The 23,748-nt window shown below is 61.5% G+C and carries 20 protein-coding genes, 1 tRNA gene and 1 pseudogene; 12 read left to right on the forward strand and 10 right to left on the reverse strand.

Annotation, left to right across the window (positions count from 1 at the left end):
- The 7 genes from B3397_RS14525 (at position 1) to B3397_RS14555 (ending at position 6,207) form a co-directional block, all read left to right on the forward strand.
- A tRNA-Gln gene (locus tag B3397_RS14525) sits at positions 1–75 on the forward strand.
- A 47-nt stretch (positions 76–122) separates the two neighbouring features.
- Positions 123–1,064 carry a ribose-phosphate pyrophosphokinase gene (locus B3397_RS14530; RefSeq protein WP_296251269.1) on the forward strand — a complete coding sequence of 314 codons (942 nt, stop codon included), beginning with the start codon at positions 123–125 and terminating at the stop codon, positions 1,062–1,064.
- 138 nt (positions 1,065–1,202) lie between these two features.
- Complete coding sequence (locus B3397_RS14535) at positions 1,203–1,808, forward strand: 50S ribosomal protein L25/general stress protein Ctc (protein ID WP_296251270.1); 606 nt, start codon at positions 1,203–1,205, stop codon at positions 1,806–1,808.
- A gap of 79 nt (positions 1,809–1,887) precedes the next feature.
- Positions 1,888–2,472, forward strand: a complete 585-nt coding sequence (gene pth / locus B3397_RS14540) for an aminoacyl-tRNA hydrolase (protein ID WP_296251271.1) — start codon at positions 1,888–1,890, stop codon at positions 2,470–2,472.
- Between the two features lie 21 nt (positions 2,473–2,493).
- Entirely contained in the window at positions 2,494–3,594 is a 1,101-nt protein-coding gene (gene ychF, locus B3397_RS14545; RefSeq protein ID WP_296251273.1) for a redox-regulated ATPase YchF, read from the forward strand.
- 230 nt (positions 3,595–3,824) lie between these two features.
- A complete protein-coding gene (locus tag B3397_RS14550) occupies positions 3,825–4,694 on the forward strand; it encodes an isocitrate lyase/PEP mutase family protein (protein ID WP_296251275.1) in 870 nt (289 codons plus the stop codon).
- A gap of 349 nt (positions 4,695–5,043) precedes the next feature.
- Positions 5,044–6,207: a type III PLP-dependent enzyme gene (locus tag B3397_RS14555; RefSeq protein ID WP_296251277.1), complete on the forward strand. Its 1,164-nt coding sequence runs from the start codon at positions 5,044–5,046 to the stop codon at positions 6,205–6,207.
- Between the two features lie 220 nt (positions 6,208–6,427).
- On the opposite strand, the gene B3397_RS14560 is transcribed toward B3397_RS14555, so the two are convergent.
- Together B3397_RS14560 and B3397_RS14565 are read right to left on the reverse strand one after the other, a co-directional pair.
- Positions 6,428–7,183: a tetratricopeptide repeat protein gene (locus tag B3397_RS14560; protein WP_296251310.1), complete on the reverse strand. Its 756-nt coding sequence runs from the start codon at positions 7,181–7,183 to the stop codon at positions 6,428–6,430.
- 2 nt (positions 7,184–7,185) lie between these two features.
- On the reverse strand, positions 7,186–7,866 hold the full coding sequence (locus B3397_RS14565; protein WP_296251279.1) for a Fe2+-dependent dioxygenase: 681 nt from the start codon (positions 7,864–7,866) through the stop codon (positions 7,186–7,188).
- Positions 7,867–8,073: 207 nt separating this feature from the next.
- Here B3397_RS14565 and B3397_RS14570 point away from each other — a divergent pair, with 207 nt between their 5' ends.
- The gene (locus tag B3397_RS14570; protein ID WP_296251281.1) at positions 8,074–10,386 is read left to right on the forward strand and encodes a TonB-dependent receptor; all 2,313 of its coding nucleotides are present in this window, start codon (positions 8,074–8,076) and stop codon (positions 10,384–10,386) included.
- Between the two features lie 204 nt (positions 10,387–10,590).
- Entirely contained in the window at positions 10,591–13,119 is a 2,529-nt protein-coding gene (locus B3397_RS14575) for a sulfite reductase flavoprotein subunit alpha (RefSeq protein ID WP_296251283.1), read from the forward strand.
- A 114-nt stretch (positions 13,120–13,233) separates the two neighbouring features.
- On the opposite strand, the gene B3397_RS14580 is transcribed toward B3397_RS14575, so the two are convergent.
- Positions 13,234–13,515: an HU family DNA-binding protein gene (locus tag B3397_RS14580; RefSeq protein WP_043186365.1), complete on the reverse strand. Its 282-nt coding sequence runs from the start codon at positions 13,513–13,515 to the stop codon at positions 13,234–13,236.
- 412 nt (positions 13,516–13,927) lie between these two features.
- Here B3397_RS14580 and yejK point away from each other — a divergent pair, with 412 nt between their 5' ends.
- Positions 13,928–14,935 (forward strand): nucleoid-associated protein YejK, encoded by a 1,008-nt coding sequence (gene yejK / locus B3397_RS14585; RefSeq protein ID WP_296251288.1) that lies wholly within the window; start codon positions 13,928–13,930, stop codon positions 14,933–14,935.
- Positions 14,936–15,194: 259 nt separating this feature from the next.
- Here yejK and B3397_RS14590 read toward each other — a convergent pair whose 3' ends face one another.
- The 7 genes from B3397_RS14590 to B3397_RS14620 form a co-directional block, all read right to left on the reverse strand.
- Positions 15,195–16,130 carry a glutathione S-transferase family protein gene (locus B3397_RS14590; RefSeq protein WP_296251289.1) on the reverse strand — a complete coding sequence of 312 codons (936 nt, stop codon included), beginning with the start codon at positions 16,128–16,130 and terminating at the stop codon, positions 15,195–15,197.
- Between the two features lie 128 nt (positions 16,131–16,258).
- Positions 16,259–16,531: a GIY-YIG nuclease family protein gene (locus tag B3397_RS14595; RefSeq protein WP_296251291.1), complete on the reverse strand. Its 273-nt coding sequence runs from the start codon at positions 16,529–16,531 to the stop codon at positions 16,259–16,261.
- 193 nt (positions 16,532–16,724) lie between these two features.
- Positions 16,725–17,948, reverse strand: coding sequence for a CynX/NimT family MFS transporter (locus tag B3397_RS14600; protein ID WP_296251292.1), 1,224 nt, complete (start codon positions 17,946–17,948; stop codon positions 16,725–16,727).
- A gap of 234 nt (positions 17,949–18,182) precedes the next feature.
- On the reverse strand, positions 18,183–18,947 hold the full coding sequence (locus B3397_RS14605; RefSeq protein ID WP_049861820.1) for an amino acid ABC transporter ATP-binding protein: 765 nt from the start codon (positions 18,945–18,947) through the stop codon (positions 18,183–18,185).
- 10 nt (positions 18,948–18,957) lie between these two features.
- Complete coding sequence (locus B3397_RS14610; RefSeq protein ID WP_296251293.1) at positions 18,958–20,055, reverse strand: amino acid ABC transporter permease; 1,098 nt, start codon at positions 20,053–20,055, stop codon at positions 18,958–18,960.
- Positions 20,056–20,065: 10 nt separating this feature from the next.
- Positions 20,066–21,247, reverse strand: coding sequence for an amino acid ABC transporter permease (locus B3397_RS14615; protein ID WP_296251294.1), 1,182 nt, complete (start codon positions 21,245–21,247; stop codon positions 20,066–20,068).
- Between the two features lie 64 nt (positions 21,248–21,311).
- Entirely contained in the window at positions 21,312–22,340 is a 1,029-nt protein-coding gene (locus tag B3397_RS14620; protein WP_296251295.1) for an amino acid ABC transporter substrate-binding protein, read from the reverse strand.
- 469 nt (positions 22,341–22,809) lie between these two features.
- Between B3397_RS14620 and B3397_RS14625 the strand changes: the two genes are divergently transcribed.
- A complete protein-coding gene (locus B3397_RS14625; protein ID WP_296251296.1) occupies positions 22,810–23,466 on the forward strand; it encodes an alpha/beta hydrolase in 657 nt (218 codons plus the stop codon).
- A 97-nt stretch (positions 23,467–23,563) separates the two neighbouring features.
- Positions 23,564–23,748: pseudogene (locus B3397_RS14630) on the forward strand (ATP-dependent RNA helicase RhlB); the annotation flags it as partial.

Below are 23,748 nucleotides of genomic sequence, written 5' to 3' on the forward strand. Positions count from 1 at the left end.
AGGGGCGTCGCCAAGCGGTAAGGCAGCAGGTTTTGATCCTGCCATGCGTTGGTTCGAATCCAGCCGCCCCTGCCATTTTCCTATACTCATCCAGGTATACCCTCAGCCGGCAGGTACTGCGCGTGTCCAAGATGATGGTCTTTGCGGGGAACGCCAACCCCGATCTGGCTCGGCGCGTTGTGCGTCAGCTGCATATCCCACTGGGTGATGTCTCTGTCGGCAAGTTCTCCGACGGTGAAATCAGCACTGAGATCAATGAAAACGTCCGCGGTAAAGACGTCTTCATTATTCAGCCAACGTGCGCGCCGACCAACGATAACCTGATGGAACTGGTGCTGATGGCCGACGCCTTCCGCCGCTCCTCAGCATCGCGAATCACCGCCGTGATCCCCTGCTTCGGTTACGCTCGTCAGGACCGCCGTCCGCGCTCTGCCCGTGTGGCAATCAGCGCCAAGGTCGTTGCCGACATGCTCACCGTGGTAGGTATCGACCGTGTTCTCACCGTCGATCTTCACGCCGATCAGATTCAAGGTTTCTTCGATATTCCTGTAGATAACATCTATGGCTCCCCAGTACTGGTGGATGACATCGAAGACCAACGCTTCGAAAACCTGATGATCGTATCCCCGGATATTGGTGGTGTCGTGCGTGCACGTGCCGTTGCCAAGTCCCTGGGCGTGGATCTCGGGATCATCGACAAGCGCCGTGAGAAAGCCAATCACTCCGAAGTGATGCACATCATCGGCGACGTCGAAGGGCGTACCTGTATTCTGGTCGACGACATGGTCGACACCGCTGGCACCTTGTGCCACGCAGCCAAGGCCTTGAAAGAACACGGCGCGGCCAAGGTGTTCGCCTATTGCACCCACCCAGTTCTGTCGGGCCGTGCAATCGAGAACATCGAAAAATCCGTGCTGGACGAGCTAGTGGTGACCAACACCATTCCGCTGTCCGCCGCCGCACAAGCCTGTGCGCGTATCCGTCAACTGGATATCGCACCGGTCGTTGCAGAAGCGATGCGTCGCATCAGCAATGAAGAATCGATCAGCGCGATGTTCCGCTGAGGGCCCTGCCCTTCGCGAACACCGCTCTGACGAAAAGCGCCCCGGCCCGACACTCTTGTCGGGCCGGGGCTTTTTTGCCCGTATCGCCTTGGCGCTGGTCGCAAACGCTGGGCGAACGTGGTTATTTTGGAGAAACACATGAACGATTTTACCCTGAATGCTGAATCGCGTTCCGACCTGGGGAAAGGTGCGAGCCGCCGCCTGCGTCGTCTCGCAAGCCTGGTTCCAGCTGTTGTCTACGGTGGCGACAAAGCCCCTGAGTCCATCAGCATGCTGGCCAAGGAAGTTGCCAAACTGCTCGAAAACGAAGCGGCTTTCAGCCACGTTATCGAACTGAACGTTGGCGGCACCAAGCAGAACGTCCTGATCAAGGCGCTGCAACGTCACCCAGCCAAGGGTCACGTCCTGCACGCTGACTTCGTACGCGTGATCGCCGGCCAGAAACTGACCGCCATCGTGCCTCTGCACTTCATGAACCAGGAACCGGCTGTCAAGAAAGGCGGCGAGATCTCGCACACCGAGACCGAGCTGGAAGTAACCTGCCTGCCTAAAGACCTGCCTGAGTTCATCGAAGTCGACATGGCTGAAGCTGAAATCGGCACCATCATCCACCTGTCCGACCTCAAAGCCCCTAAAGGCGTCGAGTTCGTGGCACTGGCTCATGGCACCGACCTGGCAATCGCCAACGTTCACGCTCCGCGTATCGTTGCCGACGAAACTCCGGAAGAAGGCGCTGCCGAGTAATTTTTTTACTCGCACGTCGAGTTGGGGATAACATCGCAGCGCTTTGTTATCCCTGCCTCAAAAAGGAAGAGCCCCTACCGTGACCGCCATACAACTGATCGTTGGCCTGGGTAACCCCGGCCCCGAATACGAACAGACCCGGCATAACGCAGGGGCTCTTTTCGTTGAGCGCATCGCCCAGGCACACCGCGTGAACCTGGTTGCCGATCGCAAGTATTTTGGCCTGACGGCGCGTTTCAGCCATCAGGGCCACGATGTTCGTCTGCTCATCCCCACCACGTACATGAACCGCAGCGGCCAGTCCGTGGCAGCGTTGGCGAATTTCTTTCGCATCCCGCCGCAAGCGATTCTGGTGGCGCACGACGAACTCGATCTGCCCCCCGGCGTCGCCAAGCTCAAACTGGGCGGCGGGCACGGCGGGCATAACGGGTTGCGCGACATCATTGCGCAGCTCGGCAACGACAACGGCTTCTACCGCCTGCGGCTTGGCATCGGCCACCCGGGTGACAGCAAGTTGGTGTCCAATTTCGTCCTGGGTCGTGCGCCGCGCGCCGAGCAGGAGAAGCTGGACGCCAGTATCGATTTTGCCCTCGGTGTGCTGCCGGATATCTTCGCCGGCGAGTGGAATCGCGCGATGAAAAACCTGCACAGCCAAAAGGCCTGACTCTTCGAAGAGGGAATCACCATGGGATTCAACTGCGGCATCGTCGGCCTGCCCAACGTCGGCAAGTCCACTCTGTTCAATGCGCTGACCAAATCCGGCATTGCGGCGGAGAACTTCCCGTTCTGCACCATCGAGCCGAACAGCGGCATCGTGCCAATGCCTGATGTGCGCCTGGAAGCCTTGGCGGCCATCGTCAATCCCAAGCGCATCCTGCCGACCACCATGGAGTTCGTCGACATCGCAGGCCTGGTGGCCGGCGCCTCGAAAGGTGAAGGCCTGGGCAACAAGTTCCTGGCCAACATCCGCGAAACCGACGCCATCGCCCACGTGGTGCGCTGCTTCGAAGACGAGAACGTGATCCACGTTTCCAACAGCGTCGACCCCAAGCGTGACATCGAGATCATCGACCTGGAGCTGATCTTCGCCGACCTGGACAGCTGCGAGAAACAACTGCAGAAAGTCGCACGCAACGCCAAGGGTGGTGACAAGGACGCCGTGGTGCAAAAGGGCCTGCTGGAGCAGCTGATTGCCCACTTCACCTTGGGCAAGCCGGCACGCAGCCTGATGAAGAACATGGGTAACGACGAAAAAGCCGTGATCCGTGGCTTCCACCTGCTCACCACCAAGCCTGTGATGTACATCGCCAACGTGGCTGAAGACGGCTTCGAAGATAACCCGCTGCTGGATATCGTGCGCGCCATCGCCGAAGAAGAAGGCGCTATCGTGGTGCCGGTGTGCAACAAGATCGAAGCGGAAATCGCCGAGCTCGACGACGGTGAAGAGAAGGACATGTTCCTCGAGGCCCTGGGCCTGGAAGAGCCGGGTCTGAACCGCGTGATCCGCGCGGGCTACGACCTGCTCAACCTGCAGACCTACTTCACCGCCGGTGTCGAAGAAGTGCGTGCCTGGACCGTGAAGATCGGCGCCACCGCCCCTCAGGCGGCCGGCGTGATCCACACCGACTTCGAAAAGGGCTTCATCCGCGCCGAAGTCATCGCCTACAACGACTTCATCCAGTACAACGGCGAAGCCGGTACCAAGGAAGCCGGCAAGTGGCGCCTGGAAGGCAAGGAGTACATCGTCAAGGACGGCGATGTGATGCACTTCCGCTTCAACGTCTGAGTCGCCAGGCTGGCACTGGGCGAGATGCCCTTTCTGAAAAACCGCGCTGAATGCGCGGTTTTTTTTTGGCTACGCCAACACCCAGTCCTCTACCAGCAGCCCAACATCTCCCCCCGCCCGGTTGCCCAGTGATAAACTGGCGTCAGTCACTAAAAACCCATGAAGAATCGATAAAGTTCCAGAAACCCTCCGCGACAGGCATCGGGGTTTCGCCAGAATCAGGAGCGTTTATGCCAACCGTGTCCCATACGGCACTGCGTCGTCAGTTCCGTGAATTGCTTGCCTCCAAAAACTGCTATCACACCGCTTCGGTATTCGACCCGATGTCGGCACGCATCGCCGCCGACCTGGGTTTCGAAGTGGGTATCCTCGGTGGCTCGGTCGCCTCGCTGCAGGTGCTGGCGGCGCCCGACTTTGCCCTGATCACCTTGTCCGAGTTCGCCGAACAGGCGACCCGGATCGGTCGCGTTGCCCAACTGCCAGTCATCGCCGACGCCGACCACGGCTACGGCAACGCGTTGAACGTGATGCGCACCGTGGTTGAACTGGAACGTGCCGGCATCGGCGCGCTGACCATCGAAGACACCCTGCTGCCCGCGCAATTCGGCCGTCGTTCCACCGACCTGATCTCGGTGGCCGAAGGCGTCGGCAAGATCCGCGCGGCGCTGGAAGCGCGCGTCGATCCCGAACTGACCATCATCGCCCGAACCCATGCCGGCGTGCTGTCCACCCAGGAGGTCATCAGCCGCACCCTCGCCTACCAGAACGCCGGTGCGGACGGGATCTGCATGGTCGGCGTGAAAGACTTCGACCATCTGGAGCAGATTGCCGAGAACCTCACCGTGCCGTTGATGCTGGTGACCTACGGCAATCCGGCGCTGCACGACGATGTGCGCCTGGCTGAACTCGGTGTGCGTATCGTCGTCGACGGTCATGGCGCGTACTTCGCTGCGATCAAGGCCACCTACGATTCACTTCGCGAACAGCGACAATTGCTGAGCAAAAGCTCGGACCTGAGCGCCACGGAACTGACCCACACCTACACCCTGCCGGAGAGCTACGTGGCCTGGGCCAAGGAGTTCATGAACGTGAAGGAATAACCGACGGGGCGTGTTAGGGGAACATCAGGCTGTCATATCGGTCGGTTACACAAGGGGTCGCGCCGTGCGCACATGGCGGACCGCAACGATCACGTATGAAAACGCGACATTTTTAGTTGATCTCAAGCCCTCCACACCCTAAAGTTCGCGCCGACCGTCCATGCTGGAAACGATCCATCCGGCTCAAGTACTGACGACGGGACAGCAAGGCCATCGGGGAGCACTCTACCAATGGCCTTTTTGCTTTCGGCGACATGCCTTGGGAAGTAGGCGAACCAAAGTGGGGATACGGAGGACGGTCATTTGAGCCCATTTAAATTCACCATGTTTGCCACCAGGAGTCCCTAGCATGTCGATCAACGTCGAAGACTACTTCGCACGCGATACCTTCAACAAAATGAAGGCGTTTGCCGACAAGCAAGAAACCCCCTTCGTGCTCATCGACACGGCCATGATCAGCAAGGCCTACGATGACCTGCGCGCCGGTTTTGAATTTGCCAAGGTGTATTACGCGGTCAAGGCCAACCCGGCCGTGGAAATCATCGACCTGTTGCGCGACAAGGGTTCGAGCTTCGACATCGCCTCCATCTACGAGCTGGACAAGGTGATGGGCCAGGGCGTCGGCCCGGATCGCATCAGCTACGGCAACACCATCAAGAAGTCCAAGGACATCCGCTACTTCTACGACAAGGGCGTGCGCCTGTTCGCCACCGACTCCGAAGCCGACCTGCGTAACATCGCCAAGGCCGCGCCGGGCTCGAAAGTCTACGTGCGTATCCTCACCGAAGGCTCCACCACCGCCGACTGGCCGCTGTCACGCAAGTTCGGCTGCCAGACCGACATGGCCATGGACCTGCTGATCCTGGCCCGCGACCTGGGCCTGGTGCCTTATGGCATCTCCTTCCACGTGGGCTCCCAGCAGCGCGACATCAGCGTATGGGATGCGGCCATCGCCAAGGTCAAGGTGATCTTCGAGCGTCTCAAGGAAGAAGACGGCATCGTGCTCAAGCTGATCAACATGGGCGGTGGCTTCCCGGCCAACTACATCACCCGCACCAACAGCCTGGAAACCTATGCCGAGGAAATCATTCGTTTCCTGAAGGAAGACTTCGGCGACGACCTGCCCGAAATCATTCTGGAGCCGGGCCGCTCGCTGATTGCCAACGCCGGCATCCTGGTCAGCGAAGTGGTGCTGGTAGCACGCAAGTCGCGCACGGCGGTCGAGCGCTGGGTCTACACCGACGTGGGCAAATTCAGCGGTTTGATCGAAACCATGGACGAGTCCATCAAGTTCCCGATCTGGACCGAGAAGAAAGGCGAGATGGAAGAAGTGGTCATCGCCGGCCCTACCTGTGACAGCGCCGACATCATGTACGAGCACTACAAGTACGGCCTGCCGTTGAACCTGGCCATCGGTGATCGCCTGTACTGGCTGTCCACCGGTGCCTACACCACCAGCTACAGTGCGGTGGAATTCAATGGCTTCCCGCCGCTGAAATCCTTCTACATCTGAGGTTTGGATGCGTGAAGAAACCGGGCCTCTGTGCCCGGTTTTTTTATGGAGTACCGGGTAGTACGCCATCGCGGGCGGAGCCCGCTCCCACACCGCATCTCCCAACCCCTCACATGGGAGCAGGCTTCTGCATGATCAGGACCTTGTGAGAGTCAGCCCTTGTGAGAGTCGCCCCTTGTGGGAGCGGGTTCTACCCGCGATGAGGCCCTCCGGTCGAGCACTAAGCCGCAGTAAGCGCCTCCAACCGCGCCTGATACAAAACCCCCATCCCCCGCACCCGTTCATCCGCCGCCTGTGCCAGCACCGGCGCACTGGCCCGCAGGAAATTGGCATTGCCGCCCCCCAGCGCCCGCTGCAACCACAGCAACGCGCCGTCGACATCGCCCTGCTCCACCAACATCGCGGCATGGCTGAACTGACCGCGAAAGTCTCCCGCTTCGGCCGAACGCAGATACCAGACCGCCGGCCTGGGCAAATCCGCCCCGGCCACCAGGCCCTGCTCCAGATAGCGCCCCACCAGGTTCATCGACTTGGCGTGACCCATGGTGGCGGCTTGCAAGTAACACGCGAACGCCTGCTGATGATCCAACGGCACACCTCTACCGGTACCGAGCAGATTGGCCAGGTTGTACAGCCCCCAATCCAGCCCAGCCTTGGCCGCGTGCCGGTAGTGGCGGGCAGCTTCGGCAGCATCGGCCGGGCAACCCCAGCCATGCTCGTGGCAGCGTCCGAGCATGTTGCGCGCCATCAGATGACCGCGCCGTGCGGCAATGCCGAACCACTTCACGGCCAAGGCCGGGTCTCGCTCGATACCGCGGCCATCGAGCAGTATCTGGCCCAGCAGCGCCTGTGCTTCGAGCACGCCCTGCCCCGCCGCCATCAATACCGCCTGGGCCGCCTTTGCGGGGTTGGCGGTCAGCATGGCCTTGAGTTGCTCGCCATCGAGCAGCTCCTTGCGGCGCAGGTCCCACCCCACGCTCATACATCCACCCAGCGGCGCAGCAAGTTGTGGTACGTGCCGGTGAGCTGGATCAGCGATGGATGATCGGGCACGTCCCGGCTCAATTGCTGGATGGCGGCATCCATCTCGAACAGCAGCGCACGCTGACTGTCCTCACGCACCAGGCTCTGGGTCCAGAAGAAGGAGGCATAGCGCGCGCCACGACTGACCGCGCGAACCTTGTGCAGGCTGGTGGCGGGATACAACAGCAGATCACCGGCCGGCAATTTCACCTCGCGGGTGCCGAAGGTGTCCTGGATCACCAGCTCACCACCGTCGTAGTCATCCGGATCACTGAAAAACAGCGTGGAGGAAAGATCGGTGCGCACCCGTTCGACGCTGCCCTTGGCCTGGCGCACGGCATTGTCGATGTGAAAGTCGAAGTTGCCGCCGGCGGTATAGCAATTGAGCAGCGGCGGGAACACCTTGTTCGGTAACGCCGCCGACATGAACAGCGGGTTGGCCCACAACCGCTCGAGCAGTGCTGCGCCGATTTCCAGCGCCAGGGGATGCCCCTCGGGCAGTTGCAGGTTGTGCTTGGCTTTGGCCGATTGGTGGCCCGCCGTCAGCTTGCCATCGGCCCAATCGGCTTGCTCCAGGGCCTGGCGAATACGCAGCACCTCATCGGCGGTGAACACGGCGGGAATGTGCAGAAGCATGATGGCAAATACCGAAGGGCAAAAGGTGGCCAATGGTATTGATTCCCATTGCCCCTGTATAGGCGACCAATTGTATGTAGACGTACGAACTGTCGGGAGAAATTGTAAAGATCGTAAAGGCGATGCAAATAATAATCTGTCTCAATTGATACAAATATGCAGTTACATTATGCTCCGCCGCCTCACACCTTGGGGAAGGTTCATATCATGTCGCGCCAAAACACATTCATACCGGTCAGCTCGCCTCGTCTGCTGGCTTCCGCCATCGGCATGGCCATCGGCGCCGCGTCCGTCTCGCACATGGCACAGGCTGCCGACGACACAGATACCAAAAAGAGCTCGGTATCCCTGGGCGCCACCAGCATCACCGGCGAAGCCGGCCAGGACCAGACCTCCTACCAGGTAGAAAAGGCGTCTTCGCCCAAATACACCGCACCGCTGGTGGACACGCCACGCTCGGTGACCGTGGTACCGCAGCAGGTGCTCAAGGACACCGCTGCGCTGAACCTGCAGGATGCCCTGCGCACCGTGCCGGGTATCACGTTCGGTGCCGGCGAAGGCGGCAACCCACAAGGCGATCGGCCTTTCATCCGTGGTTTCGACGCTCAAGGCGACACCTACCTGGACGGCGTACGCGATGCAGGCGCCCAGAGCCGGGAAATCTTCGCCGTAGAATCCATCGAGGTCAGCAAGGGCCCGAACTCCGCCATTGGCGGCCGTGGCGCTGCCGGCGGCACGATCAACCTGGTGAGCAAGAAGGCTCACCTGGGCAATTCTTTCGATGGCGGCTTCACCTGGGGCTCGGATCAGACCCAGCGCTACACCCTGGATGGCAATTACCAGTTCACCGACACCGCGGCTGGCCGGCTGAACCTGATGAGCCACGAAAGCAATGTGGCCGGTCGCGACAAGGTCGACTACGACCGCTGGGGCATCGCTCCCTCGCTGGCCTTCGGCCTGGGCACCGACACTCGCGTCAACCTCGATTACTACCACATGGAAAGCAATGATCTGCCGGACTCCGGCATTCCATACAGCATTCCTGCCGCGGGTAGCGCCGCACGTACCTCGGCCAATCCGGACAAACCCAACGACGGCGGCGACAGCAGCAACTTCTACGGCTTGAGCGACCGCGACTTCCGCAAGACGCGCAGCGACATCGCCACCTTTGCCATCGAGCATGACCTGACCGACTCGTTGACGATCAAGAACACGCTGCGCCACGGCAACACCCTGCAGGACTATATCCTCACCCAGCCCGATGACAGTCAGCGCAACGTCAACAACGGCAGTGTCTGGCGCCGGGCCAACACCCGTGTGGGTAACACCGCGACTACCACCAACCAGACCGATCTGTTTGGCGACTTCTATGTAGCCGGCTTCAAGAACAGCTTCTCCACGGGCATCGAGTTCACCCGCGAAGAGAGCGACCGCAGTTCCTACACCGTGAACACCGACACCACCCCGCTGACCGCCGCGTCCACCAGCACGTGCACGCCGGGCACGATCGTCTCCAGCGGCTACAACTGCACCTCACTGGCCAACCCCAACCCGGATGATCCGTGGAACGGCGCGATCTCGCGCAACTATGCCGGGACCGACACCTCCAGCAAGACGCGCGCGATCTATGTGTTCGACACCCTCGAGCTGAGCCCGCAATGGCAGGTGAACGCCGGGTTGCGCTACGACCACTTCGAAACCGATTACCGCACCCACACCGCCGTCGGCGCCACCACGGCCAAAGGCGATGACACCAGCGAGTTCGTTACCGGTCAGATCGGCCTGGTCTGGAAACCCGCCGAAAACGGCAGCATCTACGCCTCCTACGCCACGTCGGCCACACCCCCAGGCTCGATGCTGGGTGAGGGCATCGAAGGCAACCCGCTGGGCGGCACCCCAGACCGCAGTGGCAACCTGCTGAGCAGCGACCTGGAGCCGGAAGAAACCACCAACTACGAAATCGGCACCAAATGGGACCTGCTCGACCAGCGGCTCTCGCTGACCGCGGCGATCTTCCGTACCGAAAAAGAAAATACCCGCGTACAGACCAGCACCTTCGGTTACGAGAACGCTGGCAAGACCCGTGTCGACGGCCTCGAACTGTCGGCATCGGGCAAGATCACCGACCAATGGCAGGTGTTCGCCGGCTATAGCTACCTGGAAGCTCGCGTCGTCGACAACGGCCCACTGGGCGCCGCCAATGACGGCAACCAGATGCCCAACACGCCGAACAACAGCGCCAGCCTGTGGACCACGTACGCCCTCACCCCGAAGCTGACGGTCGGCGGCGGCGCGTTCTACATGGATGACGTGTTCGGCAGCGTGGCCAACACCACCATGGTCGACAGCTACGTGCGCTACGACGCCATGGCCAGCTACAAGATCAGCAAGAACTTCGATGTCCAGCTCAACGTACAGAACCTGACCGACAAGACCTACTACGACCGGGCCTTCACCACCCACTTTGCCAACCAGGCGGCGGGGCGTACCGCGCTGTTGAGCACCAACTTCCACTTCTGAAGATCGCGCATCGATCTTTGCGCCCCGCTCACCTTGGTGATGCGGGGCTTTTTGTGTGAAGCGCTTGGGTCATGGGAGTGACGGGCCCCTGCACCGTCATCCCCGGCCCGATAGGCAACACCCAGAAAAGCACCTGAGATTCATTCTCACGATAATCCGGCATAATGCCGCCCGTCCCACCCAGACCGCATGCCAAGGTGATCCGTGTTCAAGAAAGTCCTCTTCCAGTTGCACTGGTTCTTTGGCATCACTGGCGGCCTGGTGCTGGCCCTGATGGGGATCACTGGCGCCAGCTACTCGTTCGAAGAGGAAATTCTGCGTGCCATCAATCCCCAGTCGCTCACGGTCGATGTGCGCGACACGGGCATCCTGCCTGCGGCAGAACTGGTGCGAATCCTGGAGCAACGGCAACACTCCAAGGTCACCGCGCTGCGCATCGACCTGGTCGACGGGCACGCCGCGCGGGTGTTCTTCACCCCGCCTCCCGGCCAACGGCGCGGGCCGGCAGAGTACTTCGACCCGTACACCGGCGATCTGCAAGGCGACGTGGTGGGCGAAGGTTTTTTCGACCTCATGCTCGAACTGCATCGATTCCTGGCCATGGGCGGCACCGGTCGGCAGATCACCGCCGCCTGCACCTTGATGCTGGTGTTCTTCTGCCTCTCGGGCCTGTACCTGCGCTGGCCCCGCAAAGCCTTGAACTGGAGAGTCTGGCTGACCCTGGATTGGGCCAAGAAAGGCCGAGTCTTCAACTGGGATCTGCACGCAGTGTTCGGTACCTGGTGCCTGCTGTTCTACCTCCTGGCCGCGCTTACCGGCCTGACCTGGTCGTATCAATGGTTCGGCAACGCGGTCAATCAATTACTCTCCGATGCCCCGGCCGCGACCAAGCGGGGTGAACGGCGCCCGCCATCGGCAACCGATGTGCCGCCAACCGTGGACTACGACGCCGTGTGGTCGACCATCCGCAACACCGCTGGCCCTGAGCTGAGCCTGGTCAATCTGCGCCTGCCCCCCAATGCCGCACAGCCGGCCACAGTGTTCTACCTGCTCAAGGATTCACCCCACGACCGCGCATTCGGCGTCATCAACCTGGACCCCACCACCGGGACCCTCAAGGATGTGCAGCGCTACGAAGACAAGTCTTTCAAAGCCCAATTGCTCACCAGCATCTATGCGCTGCACGTAGGCAGTTACTTCGGCCTGGTCGGGCGCATCCTGATGATGCTTGCCAGCCTGACCATGCCATTGTTCCTGATCACAGGCTGGCTGCTGTACCTGGACCGGCGCGCCAAGAAGCGCCAGGTGCGCCTGGCCCGTGCCGAGCTTGGCCAGCCCCTGAGCGATCAGCCGGCCTGGCTGATCGGTTTCGCCAGCCAGAGCGGCTTCGCCGAGCGCCTGGCCTGGCAGACCGCCGGGCAGTTGCAGGCGGCGGGCCAGGCAGTGCGCGTGCAGGCCCTGGCCAGCCTGGATGCGGCTGACCTGCGCGAGGCCCGCAGGGCCCTGTTTGTGGTCAGCACCTTTGGTGACGGCGAAGCCCCGGACAGTGCTCGGCGTTTCGAGCGCAAGGTGCTGGGGCAGCCCGGGGCACTGGACGGGCTGAGCTATGGCCTGCTGGCCCTGGGCGACCGGCAATACGCACAGTTTTGCGGCTTCGCTCGGCGCTTGGACACCTGGCTGATCGGCCAGGGCGCCCACGGGCTGTTCGCCCCGGTGGAAGTGGACAACGACGATCCAGCCGCCTTGCAGCATTGGCAACAGCAACTGGGCCACCTGACCGGTGTAGCGCCCCAAGGGCTGTGGCAAGCCCCGACCTTCGCCCACTGGACCCTGACCCGACGCCAATGGTTGAACCCCGGCAGCCAGGGTGCGCCGGTTTACCTGATCGGCCTGCACAACACCGAGCACCCGGCCTGGGAAGCGGGTGACCTGGTCGATATCCTGCCGCGTAACAGCGCCCAGAGCGTCACTCAACTGCTTCAAGGCCTGGGTCTGGATACCGAGGCCCGCGTCCAGGTCGACGGTCTCAGCGAAACGCTTGGCCAGGCCCTGGCCAGCCGGCACCTGCCCCAAAGCCGTGAGCACCTGGTGGGCCTGCACGCCCAGGCGCTGGTCGACGCACTCATTCCCATCACGGCCCGTGAATACTCCATCGCTTCGATCCCGGAAGATGGCAGCCTGGAGCTTATCGTGCGTCAGGAACGTCACGCCGACGGTAGTCTGGGCCTCGGCTCAGGTTGGCTCACCGAGCATGCGCCGGTAGAGGGTGCGATCAGCGTGCGACTGCACCGCAACAGCGGTTTCCACCTGCCAGAGCAAGACCTTCCCGTCATCCTGCTGGGCAACGGCACGGGCCTGGCGGGCCTGCGCAGCCTGCTCAAGCAACGCATTGCCCAGGGCCAGCGGCGTAACTGGCTGCTGTTCGGCGAACGCAATCAGGCCCATGACTACTACTGCCGTCAAGAGCTTGAAAGCTGGCTGCGAACCGGCGAGCTGGCACGCCTGGACCTGGCATTCTCCCGTGATCAGGCAACCAGGATCTACGTTCAGGACCGCTTGCGCGAGGCGGCTGAGGAACTGAAGCACTGGCTTGCCGACGGCGCCGTGATCTATGTCTGCGGCAGCCTGGAAGGGATGGCGAGCGGTGTGGATCAGGCGTTGCTGGATATTCTGGGGGCTGATGGGGTTGAGGGGTTGCTGGAGAGCGGGCGGTATCGGCGGGATGTTTATTGAGGGGCTAAGCGAGGGTGGTTTGGGGGAGTGGGTAGGAGGGGGACGCGGCTTACGCCGCTGCTACGGGAACCGCGCCCGGGTTGACCGCGGCACGGTTCGTCGAGCCGTTTACAATTACTTGTTGACGGAATCGGTCAGCACTTTGGCTGGGACGAACTTGACGACTTTCTTGGCAGCGATTTCGATGGCAGCGCCAGTCGAAGGGTTGCGGCCGGTACGGGCTGGACGCTCGGTGATTTTCAGCTTGCCGATACCTGGCAGGGTGATTTCGCTGCCATTTTCCAATTGATCGGCAACGATCTGGCCCAGCTGCTCGATGGCGTTACGCGCGGTAGTCTTTGGCGCGTCGATAGCTTCAGCGATATCGGCGATCAGTTGGTCTTTGGTTAATGCCATGGTGGTGTACCTTCCCTATCAAATTCAATTGGATTGCAGAGTGCAGCGTCTGTCATCGAGCCGGGCCTGCACGTGAGGCCGGGGCTCGTGTTTCGGTCATGCCAATCGCCAATGGTAGATGCACAAAAAGGCGTTTGGTTCGACGCGAAAGCCGCCCACTGCGGGCTTTACGGCCTCGTGGGCCGCAAGACCGGGCAAAACTAGCACAGAGCCAGACAAATATCCGCCACTAGCTGGGCATTTGTTCAGGTTTATCATGGGATTGGCCGAAAAATGGAAGATTTCGTCGTTTCAGCTGCGCCAACAGGCCCCGATAAGCCTGCAAATGCCCATCTACGTTACACTTGGCGCCTTTGCCGGGCGGCCAGCCACACGCCGTCGCGCATGCCCTTTTGACCCAGCCGAGAAGCCCATGCCGATCCGTCATTGCATCGTCCACCTGATCGACAAGAAACCCGACGGCACCCCAGCCGTGCTCCACGCGCGTGACAGCGAACTGGCCGAGTCCGCCGCCATCGAGAACCTGCTCGCCGACCTCAACGACAGCTACAACGCCAAGCAAGGCAAGGCCTGGGGGTTCTTCCACGCCGAGTCCGGCGCGCATCCGTTCAGCGGCTGGCTCAAGGAATACCTGGACGAAGGCACCGACTTCACCGCCTTCAGCCGGGTCGCGGTGGAGCACCTGCAGAAGCTGATGGAGGAATCGAACCTGTCCACCGGCGGGCATATTCTGTTTGCCCATTATCAGCAGGGCATGACCGATTACCTGGCCATCGCGCTGCTGCACCACAGCGAGGGCGTGGCGGTCACTTCGGAACTGGACGTCATGCCGTCGCGGCACCTGGACCTGGGTCAGTTACACCTGGCAGCGCGCATCAACCTGTCCGAATGGCAGAACAACAAACAGTCCAAGCAGTACATTTCGTTCATCAAAGGCAAGAATGGCAAGAAAGTCTCGGAGTACTTCCGCGACTTCATCGGCTGCCAGGAAGGCGTCGACGGCCCGGGGGAAACCCGTACGCTGCTCAAGGCGTTCAGCGACTTCGTCGAGAGCGAGGACCTGCCCGAAGAAGCCGCCCGCGAGAAAACCCAGACATTGGTGGAATACGCCACCAGCCAGACCAAGATGGGCGAGCCGGTGACCTTGCAGGAGCTATCCGGGTTGATCGACGAAGAGCGTCCGCGGGCGTTTTACGACCACATTCGCAACAAGGACTACGGCCTGTCCCCGGAAATCCCGGCTGACAAACGCACACTCAACCAGTTTCGCCGTTTCACCGGCCGTGCCGAAGGGCTGTCGATCAGCTTCGAAGCACACCTGCTGGGCTCCAAGATCGAATACGACGAGGAGGCCGGCACCCTGATCATCAAGGGCCTGCCCACCCAACTCACCGACCAGCTCAAGCGGCGCAAGGACTGACACCGCCTTCGCGGCTGTACGCGGCTCCTACAGGGTGCACGCGGCGGTGGGGCTGATGGCCCCTTCGCGGCTGTACGCCGCTCCTACGGGGTGCACGCGGCGGTGGGCTGACGGGCCCCTTCGCGGCTGTACGCCGCTCCTACAGGGGTGTGCGCGGCGCGGGGTACGTGCTATGGGGGAACACGATTCCCCTGTAGGAGCGGCGTGAAGCCGCGAAGGGGCCTTCAGCACCGCACATCACTCACTGCTTCACCACCACTCACTGCTTCACCACCGCAAACCCCACCCGCGGAAAGTGTACGTGGACCTCGCCTGCACGCTCGTCGACGCGCTTGAGAATCAACGCCTCCACCCCTGCAAACACCAACTCCCCCTGCACCGGGTCAACACCGTAATCCACTGCCGAAATCGCCACGCGATCGCCGGCCTTCAACCCGTTGAGGTCTTCGAAACGCTCATCCGGCAAGGCCGCCGGCGACGCCTCTTTGGCGATGGCAATGGCATCCTCGGCACTCAGCTCACTGTAGGTCCCGTGCCCGAAGCCCAGCACACGGCCCAACCAGGCATGGATGGCCGGATAGGCGTCCACCAACGGCGATGTCACCGGCGTGCCCTTGAGGAACCACAGCGGATGGGCCATGGCAAAGTCGGCCAACGATGCTGCGCCGAACAGATAGTCCCCCTCCTCGCGCTGCAATTGCTGCTCCAGCCGCGCCATGAACGTAGGCCACTGGTGTTTGGCCTGTTCGGCGGACAGGCGCGTGGCGCTGCCGCCCTGGAACAATGCCATGCGATCGGCCATGAACGCCTTCACCGCCTCCGGGGGCAGCCTGGCGAAACGCACCGCCACGGATTCCGGTTGGAACACCAGGCTTACGGCATGCTGGAACAACACCGAGTCGGCCCACGCAGCAAACGTGGCAACAGTCAACTCCTGCCCCTCGGGCAGAAACGCCGGCAGCGCTTTTTCCTGTTCCAGGCGCCGGGCAATCATGGCCGTATCACAATAGATGTCCGCACCCACCTGCAACACCGGTGTCTTGCGATAACCACCGGTCAAGGCAGTCAAGTCGGGTTTGGGCATGATCGGCGAGATCAGCACCGAACGCCACGCCAGCCCCTTGAAGCCAAGCATCAGGCGCGCTTTTTCGGCAAACGGCGAGGTGGGATAGTGATGCAGGATCAAATCAGACATATCAGCTCCAGCGGGCGATGGAAAAGCCACAGCTTAGCCCAAACCCGTAGCAGCGACGTAAGCCCCGTCCCCCCCGACATGGTGTATCTGACAGAATCCGGTAGCGCTGGACGCGGCTTACGCCGCTGCTACGGGGTGAAGGAGGTGACCAGGTGTTCCTTGGCGGTTTTGCGCAGTGCCTTGATCAGGCGCTCATGACGCAAGGCCTCGCTCTTGCTGGGCCAGGTCTCGTAATACACCAGCGCCACTGCGGGGCTGGATTGGAAGAAACGAGCGCCCTTGCCACGTTGGTGTTGGGCAAAGCGGCGGTGCGGATCATCGCTGATGCCACAATAGAGCGAACCATTGGCGGCACGGACCAAGTACACATACCAGGGTTTGCTTGCGCTGGAGTCGCTCACGGCATCGTACGAAGTAGAAAGACAGCCGCAATGTTATCACCGCCACGGCTAGCCTGCGGCATCGCGACCGGCCTGGAAACGGCGCAGGTTACTCAACGCCTGGGCGCGGATCTCGCCCTGCACCATGGGCGTCCATCCCAGCAGCACGCCGTTGATACCCCACGCCAAACTTATAGACCGCCTGAATGACAACTCAATCTACCGCTGTAGCGGTAGCGCGAACATGCAACGCTCTGCCGGCGCCCATCCCTGCAGCAGTGGCGGTGATACCGATGAACGCGAACACCCACCCGACAGCCTCCCAGCCGCCGGTCATGTCATGCACCAAGCCCACCGCAAACGGTCCCATCGAGGCGATGGTGTAACCGAAGCCTTGAGCCATGCTCGACAGGTTTGCCGCCACGTGAGCATCCCTGGAGCGCAGCACAATCAAGGTCAGCGCCACGGCAAACACCCCGCCCTGCCCCACGCCCAGAACCGCCGCCCAACCCCAGGCCCCGCTCATGGGCGCGTACAGCAACCCGAACAGGCCGGCCAGGCTCAGGGCCATCACGATCAATATGGCGAGCCGCTGATCTTTGCCACGGGTGGCCAGCCACGGCACGGTCAGCGCGCTGGGCAGCTGCACGATGATGGAGAACGACATCAACAGCCCCGCTTGCGCTGGCGACAATCCACGGCCGATCAAGATCGACGGCAGCCAGCCAAACACGATATACGCCAGCGACGACTGCAAGCCCATGAACAAGGTCACCTGCCACGCCAAGGGGTCACGCAGCAGCCCGGTGACCCGATAGCGAGTGCGCTGAACGCCATGCTTGCTGCGCGTCTGGGGCATCCAGAACAGAGCCGCCAGCAGTGCAGGTACCAGCCAGAAGCCCAGGCCGATGCGCCAGCTATCGTCGAAATACTGCGCCAACGGCACGCTGGAACCTGCCGCCAAGGCCGCGCCCAGGCACAGCGCCATGGTGTAGACGCCGGTCATGGCACCGGCATGGCCGGCAAAATCACGCTTGACGATGCCTGGCAGCAACACGCCGATGATACCGATGCTGGCCCCGGCCACCAGGCTGCCCATGAACATGCCCCAAGTGCCCAGTTGGCTGCGCAGGGTGATACCGGCCGCCAGCACGATCAGCACACCCAGCACCACGCGCTCGGCATCGAAGCGCCGCGCCAGAATCGGCGCCAACGGTGCGAACAGGCCCAGGCACAGCACGGGCAGAGTGGTCAGCAAGCCCGCAGTGGAGCCGCTCAGCCCCAGACTGGCCGAGACCTGGCCCAAGAGAGGCGCCATGCTCGACAGGGCCGGACGCAGGTTCAGGGCCACCAGCACCAGGCCGAGGATCAATAACCAGGGTTTGTGCAGCGCCGGCGCGGCGCTGGCTTGCGATTCGGTACAGCTGGCAGTTGTCATAAAGAATCCAGAAACAGGAAGGCGGACCATTGCCATGACGCGGGGGTCTGGAGGTCTCTTGGGTACGGCTTTGAAGGGGCAAGGTTAGGGGGTATTGCTAGCAATGGCAAATCGGCGGGATTGATGGTGGGCCGCGCCAAGGCCGTGTGGGGTGAAGAGTCCGCGACTCGAATGAACCACAGCAAAAAAAAACCCGGACCAAAGCCCGGGTTTCTCTTCAACACGCAACCACAATCAATGCAGGATCTGGCTCAGGAACATTCTGGTCCGATCACTTTGCGGATTGTCGAAGAAGTCGTTCGGCGCGGCCTGCTCGACGATCTCGCCTTTGTCCATGAAGATCACCCGGTTCGCCACAGTCCGCGCAAAGCCCATTTCGTGGGTCACGCAGAGCATGGTCATGCCGTCTTCGGCCAGGCCGATCATGGTGTCGAGCACTTCCTTCACCATTTCCGGGTCAAGCGCCGACGTCGGTTCGTCGAACAGCATGATCTTGGGCTTCATGCACAACGCACGTGCGATGGCCACACGCTGCTGCTGTCCGCCGGACAACTGGCCGGGAAACTTGTGCGCCTGCTCTGGAATGCGTACGCGTTCCAGGTAGTGCATGGCGATTTCCTCGGCCTGGCGCTTGGGCATCTTGCGGACCCACATCGGCGCCAGGGTGCAGTTCTGCAGAATGGTCAGATGAGGGAACAGGTTGAAGTGCTGGAACACCATGCCCACTTCGCGGCGCACCGTCTCGATCTGTTTCAGATCGTTGGTCAGTTCGACGCCATCGACAATGATGGTGCCCTTCTGGTGCTCTTCCAACCGGTTCAGGCAGCGAATGGTCGTGGACTTGCCCGAACCCGAAGGCCCGCACAACACGATACGCTCGCCCTGGGTCACGTTCAGGTTGATGTCCTTGAGCACGTGGAACTGGCCGTACCATTTGTTCACGCCCTGCATCTGGATGATACCGGGAGCGCCCGCGGGCTTCTTGATCGCTTCACTCATGATTAAGCTCCTAACGCTTGTGGCCAGTGTCCAGCTTGCGCTCCAGATGCATGGAGTAGCGGGACATACCGAAACAGAAGATCCAGAACACCAGGGCCGCGAATACGTAGCCCTCGGTTGCCATGCCCAGCCAGGCCGGGTCGGCCGCTGCCTGCTTGACGCTGTTGAGCAGGTCGAACAGGCCGATGATGATCACCAGGCTGGTGTCCTTGAACAGTGCGATGAACGTGTTGACGATACCGGGAATCACCATCTTCAGGGCTTGCGGCAGAATCACCAGGCCCATGCTGCGCCAGTAGCCCAGCGCCATGGCGGATGCCGCTTCGTACTGGCCCTTGGGGATGGCCTGCATGCCGCCGCGAACCACTTCGGCCACATAGGCCGACTGGAACAGGATCACGCCGATCAGGGCGCGCAGCAGCTTGTCGAAGTTCATGCCTTCAGGGAGGAACAACGGCAGCATCACCGAAGACATGAACAACACGGTGATCAACGGCACGCCGCGCCAGAACTCGATGAAGGTTACACAGACCACCTTCACCGCCGGCATTTTCGAGCGCCGCCCCAACGCCAGCAGAATCCCCAGCGGCAACGCGCCGGCGATACCGACGGTGGCGATCACCAGGGTCAGCATCAGGCCGCCCCATTGGCTGGTCGCCACGTTTTCCATGCCGAACGCGCCGCCATGCAGCAGGAAGTAGGCAATGATCGGGTACAGCACCAGGAAGCCGATGCCGTACATGGCCTTGCGCGGGAACCTGGAGATGAACAGCGGCGCTACGCCAAGAATCGCCAGCCACACGGTCAGGTCCACGCGCCAGCGCAGTTCCGGCGGGTAGTAGCCGTACATGAACTGGCCGAAACGCTGCTGGATGAACACCCAGCATGCGCCTTCCTTGGTGCAGTCGGCGCGGGTGGTGCCGACCCAGTTGGCGTCGAAGATCGACCAACTGAGCAGCGGCGGCACGATCAACCAGATCAGGTACAGCGCCAACAGCGTCAGCAGCGTGTTCATCCAGCTGGAGAACAGGTTCTGCCGCATCCACGCCACCGGCCCGAACACTTTGCTCGGTGGTGGCTGGTCAGGTTTGAAAATATGGGTACTCATGCGCTCATCCTCACCGTTCGATCAGCGCAATGCGCTTGTTGTACCAGTTCATCAGCAGGGAAATGCTGATACTGATCGCCAGGTACACACTCATGGTGATGGCGATGACTTCGATGGCCTGACCGGTCTGGTTCAGCACGGTACCGGCGAACAGCGAAACCATCTCCGGGTAACCGATACCGGCCGCCAGCGAGGAGTTCTTCGCCAGGTTCAGGTATTGGCTGGTCAGTGGCGGGATGATCACGCGCAGGGCTTGCGGGATGATCACCTTGCGCAGGGTCGGACCATTGCGCAGACCCAGCGAATGAGCCGCTTCGGTCTGGCCATGGCTGACCGACTTGATGCCCGAACGCACGATCTCGGCGATGAACGCCGCGGTGTACACCGTCAGTGCCAGGGTCAACGCCAGCAGCTCGGGGATCAACACCCAGCCACCGACGAAGTTGAAACCTTTGAGCTCAGGTTTCTCCCAGTGCACGGGAGCACCGAAGATCAGCGAGCACAGCGCCGGCACCAGGATCATGATCGCCAGACCGGCCCAGAACTTGTGGAACGGCTCGCCGGTGGCTTCGAAGCGCTTGGTCGCCCACTTGGACATCACCACGGTGGCTGCAATGGCCACGATGACGCTGATCACGAACGGCCAGAAACCCGGTGCCGTCAGTGCGGCCGGCATGTTCAGGCCACGACTGCTGACGTAGAAGCTGTCCATGAAACCGTGCGCGGCACGCGGGCCAGGCAGGGTCAGAAAGACCGCGAAATACCAGAACAGGATTTGCAGCAACGGCGGAATGTTGCGGAACACCTCGATGTAGACCGTGGCCAGCTTGTTGACCATGAAGTTCGGCGACAGCCTGGCCACGCCGATGATGAAGCCGAGCAAGGTAGCCAGCACGATGCCGATGAAGGACACCAGCAAGGTATTGAGCAGGCCGATCAGGAACACGCGGGCATAGCTGTCCGCTTCGGTGTAGTCGATCAGGTGTTGGGCAATGCCGAAGCCGGCACTGCGCTCGAGGAAATCGAAGCCGGAGGTGATACCCCGGTGTTGCAGGTTGGTTTGCGTATTGTGAAACAGAAACCAGCCCATACCGACCACCGCCACAATGGTGATGATCTGGAAAAGCCACGCACGCACACGTGGATCGCTCAGGGAAAGCCCTTGCTTGGGTGCGCCGATTTGATTTTGCATGGAAAGCCCCAGGAGAGATGGAGAACAGCGCCTGACAGCGAAAAGCTGTCAGGCGCCGGGCCGATCAGCGCACCGGAGGTGCGTACTGGATACCGCCGTTGTTCCACAGAGCGTTCTGACCACGATCGATTTTCAGCGGGGTGTTGGCACCCAGGTTACGTTCGAACATTTCGCCGTAGTTACCCACTTGCTTGACGATCTGTACCACCCAATCCTTGCGCAGTTTCAGGTCCTTGCCGTATTCGCCGTCAGCGCCCAGCAGACGAGCGACGTCCGGGTTCTTGGTCGACTTGGCTTCGGCTTCGACGTTCTTGGAGGTCACGCCTGCTTCTTCAGCGTTCAGCTGAGCGAACAGGGTCCACTTGACGATGGCCAGCCAGTCTTCATCACCGCGGCGTACCACTGGGCCCAGAGGCTCCTTGGAGATGGTTTCCGGCAGTACCACGTAGTCGTTCGGCGCGGCCAGCTTGCTGCGCTGTGCGAACAGCTGCGACTTGTCGGAGGTCAGCACGTCGCAACGACCGCCTTCCAGCGACTTGGCGCTTTCGTCGGAGGTGTCGAAGGTGATCGGGGTGTACTTCAGACCGTTGCCACGGAAGTAGTCGGACACGTTCAGTTCGGTGGTGGTACCGGCCTGGATGCAGATGGTCGCGCCATCCAGTTCCTTGGCACTCTTCACGCCCAGCTTGTTGTTCACCAGGAAGCCGATACCGTCGTAGTAGGTCACGCCGGCGAAGACCATGCCCATGCCCGCGTCGCGGGAGCTGGTCCAGGTGGTGTTACGCGACAGGATGTCGATTTCGCCGGATTGCAGGGCGGTGAAGCGCTCCTTGGCGTTCAGCTGGCTGAACTTGACCTTGGTGGCGTCGCCGAACACGGCAGCAGCTACGGCGCGGCAGACGTCGGCGTCGATACCGACGATCTTGCCCGAAGCATCAGGAACGGAGAAACCTGGCAGGCCGTCGGAGACGCCGCACTGTACGAAACCTTTCTTCTGGATGGCGTCCAGAGTGGCACCCGCCTGAGCGAAGCTGCTCACGCCCAGGACGGTCGCAGCGGTCAGTACAGCCAGGGTGGATTTCAACATCTTCATTCAAAACCTCCAGTTGCTCTTGTTGTGTCCGAGCTTGAAATGCTCCGCACCCTTTTGAGGCAGTGTCGACCCGTGCTGGCTTTTTTTTGGGTCAAGCAGCGTTGCAAACCAAGTGATGAATCCAGTCGACCTGATGACCGACCAGGTGTTAAAACTTGTCGCCTGCCGCCCGCTGGAACCAATCGCACCCAGCGCAACGGGCGTGATGTGTTCGACGTTCGGTAGACTTACTGCAGGACTGTTGTCCGCTCTGCCGCACCCGCCAACCCCATTACAGTGTTACCGGTGCAGAGCGTGCCTTCATTACGCCAGTTACATAGCAAAGCCCGTACCACAGTGGCTCGCAGAAGCGTTTCAGTGCACGTCAATAGAAAAACTTGTAGCCTTGCGACATCTTCTTCACAGATCGCACCAGCGCGCCCCTTTGCAATGCACTTATAAAGAGCGGGCGCCCCACAACGGAGCAACCATGACCGATCCCCTCGTGATTCACCCCCCCAAGACCGCCGATGCCTGCGTTATCTGGCTGCATGGCCTGGGTGCCGACCGCTACGACTTCCTGCCCGTGGCCGAGGCGCTGCAGCAGCGCCTGCAGAGCACGCGCTTCGTCTTGCCTCAGGCGCCGACCCGGGCGGTGACCATCAATGGCGGCTACGAAATGCCGAGCTGGTACAACATCATCGCCCTGAACCCGGCCCGGGCAATCGACCAGGGCCAGCTGGAAGGCTCGGCGCAGATGCTGTGTGATCTGATCGAGGCGCAGCAGGCCGACGGGATTGCGCCGGAGCGCATTTTCATTGCCGGTTTCTCGCAAGGCGGTGCGGTGGCCTACCACACCGCCTACATCAAGTGGCAAGGCCCGCTGGGCGGGGTGCTGGCGCTGTCCACCTACGCGCCCACCTTCGGTGACGAGATCGAGCTGCTGGCCAGCCAGCAACGTATCCCGGCCTTGTGCCTGCATGGTCAGAACGATGAGGTGGTGATCAATGCCATGGGTCGCAGCGCCTATGAGCATCTCAAAGCGTGGGGCGTGGATGTAGCGTGGCGGGAATACCCCATGGGTCACCAAGTGTTACCGCAGGAGATCGGGGATATCGGAGATTGGTTGGCGCAGCGGTTGCAATAAACGGCCCGGGATTCGCCAATCCACACTTCTACCTTCGCGCCCGATTCTTGCATTACACTGCCGGGCGTACATTCCTTAACCAATCGATGAGAAGACCGTGCTCAAAGCACTCAAGAAGATGTTCGGCAAAAGCGAGGCTGAGCCGCTCGCAGTCGACAGCGGCGCCTCGCGCGCTCTGCCCGTCGGCACCGGCGCGGTTGTGCCTCCGGCGGTTGGCGCAGCCTCCTCCTCCGGCGACCTCAACGCAGCACCCGCGCCCGCGCCCGGGCCTCCCGCTGCGGC

The sequence above is a fragment of the Pseudomonas sp. UBA4194 genome (assembly GCF_002379585.1).
Classification (GTDB): domain Bacteria; phylum Pseudomonadota; class Gammaproteobacteria; order Pseudomonadales; family Pseudomonadaceae; genus Aquipseudomonas.

What these genes read in the sequence shown, in the direction of transcription:
- B3397_RS14535 (WP_296251270.1), top strand. Translation starts at nt 1,203, where the DNA reads ATGAACGATTTTACCCTGAATGCTGAATCGCGTTCCGACCTGGGGAAA.
- ychF (WP_296251273.1), top strand. Translation starts at nt 2,494, where the DNA reads ATGGGATTCAACTGCGGCATCGTCGGCCTGCCCAACGTCGGCAAGTCC.
- B3397_RS14550 (WP_296251275.1), top strand. Translation starts at nt 3,825, where the DNA reads ATGCCAACCGTGTCCCATACGGCACTGCGTCGTCAGTTCCGTGAATTG.
- B3397_RS14555 (WP_296251277.1), top strand. Translation starts at nt 5,044, where the DNA reads ATGTCGATCAACGTCGAAGACTACTTCGCACGCGATACCTTCAACAAA.
- B3397_RS14565 (WP_296251279.1), bottom strand. Translation starts at nt 7,866, where the DNA reads ATGCTTCTGCACATTCCCGCCGTGTTCACCGCCGATGAGGTGCTGCGT.
- B3397_RS14570 (WP_296251281.1), top strand. Translation starts at nt 8,074, where the DNA reads ATGTCGCGCCAAAACACATTCATACCGGTCAGCTCGCCTCGTCTGCTG.
- B3397_RS14580 (WP_043186365.1), bottom strand. Translation starts at nt 13,515, where the DNA reads ATGGCATTAACCAAAGACCAACTGATCGCCGATATCGCTGAAGCTATC.
- yejK (WP_296251288.1), top strand. Translation starts at nt 13,928, where the DNA reads ATGCCGATCCGTCATTGCATCGTCCACCTGATCGACAAGAAACCCGAC.
- B3397_RS14590 (WP_296251289.1), bottom strand. Translation starts at nt 16,130, where the DNA reads ATGTCTGATTTGATCCTGCATCACTATCCCACCTCGCCGTTTGCCGAA.
- B3397_RS14600 (WP_296251292.1), bottom strand. Translation starts at nt 17,948, where the DNA reads ATGACAACTGCCAGCTGTACCGAATCGCAAGCCAGCGCCGCGCCGGCG.
- B3397_RS14605 (WP_049861820.1), bottom strand. Translation starts at nt 18,947, where the DNA reads ATGAGTGAAGCGATCAAGAAGCCCGCGGGCGCTCCCGGTATCATCCAG.
- B3397_RS14610 (WP_296251293.1), bottom strand. Translation starts at nt 20,055, where the DNA reads ATGAGTACCCATATTTTCAAACCTGACCAGCCACCACCGAGCAAAGTG.
- B3397_RS14615 (WP_296251294.1), bottom strand. Translation starts at nt 21,247, where the DNA reads ATGCAAAATCAAATCGGCGCACCCAAGCAAGGGCTTTCCCTGAGCGAT.
- B3397_RS14620 (WP_296251295.1), bottom strand. Translation starts at nt 22,340, where the DNA reads ATGAAGATGTTGAAATCCACCCTGGCTGTACTGACCGCTGCGACCGTC.
- B3397_RS14625 (WP_296251296.1), top strand. Translation starts at nt 22,810, where the DNA reads ATGACCGATCCCCTCGTGATTCACCCCCCCAAGACCGCCGATGCCTGC.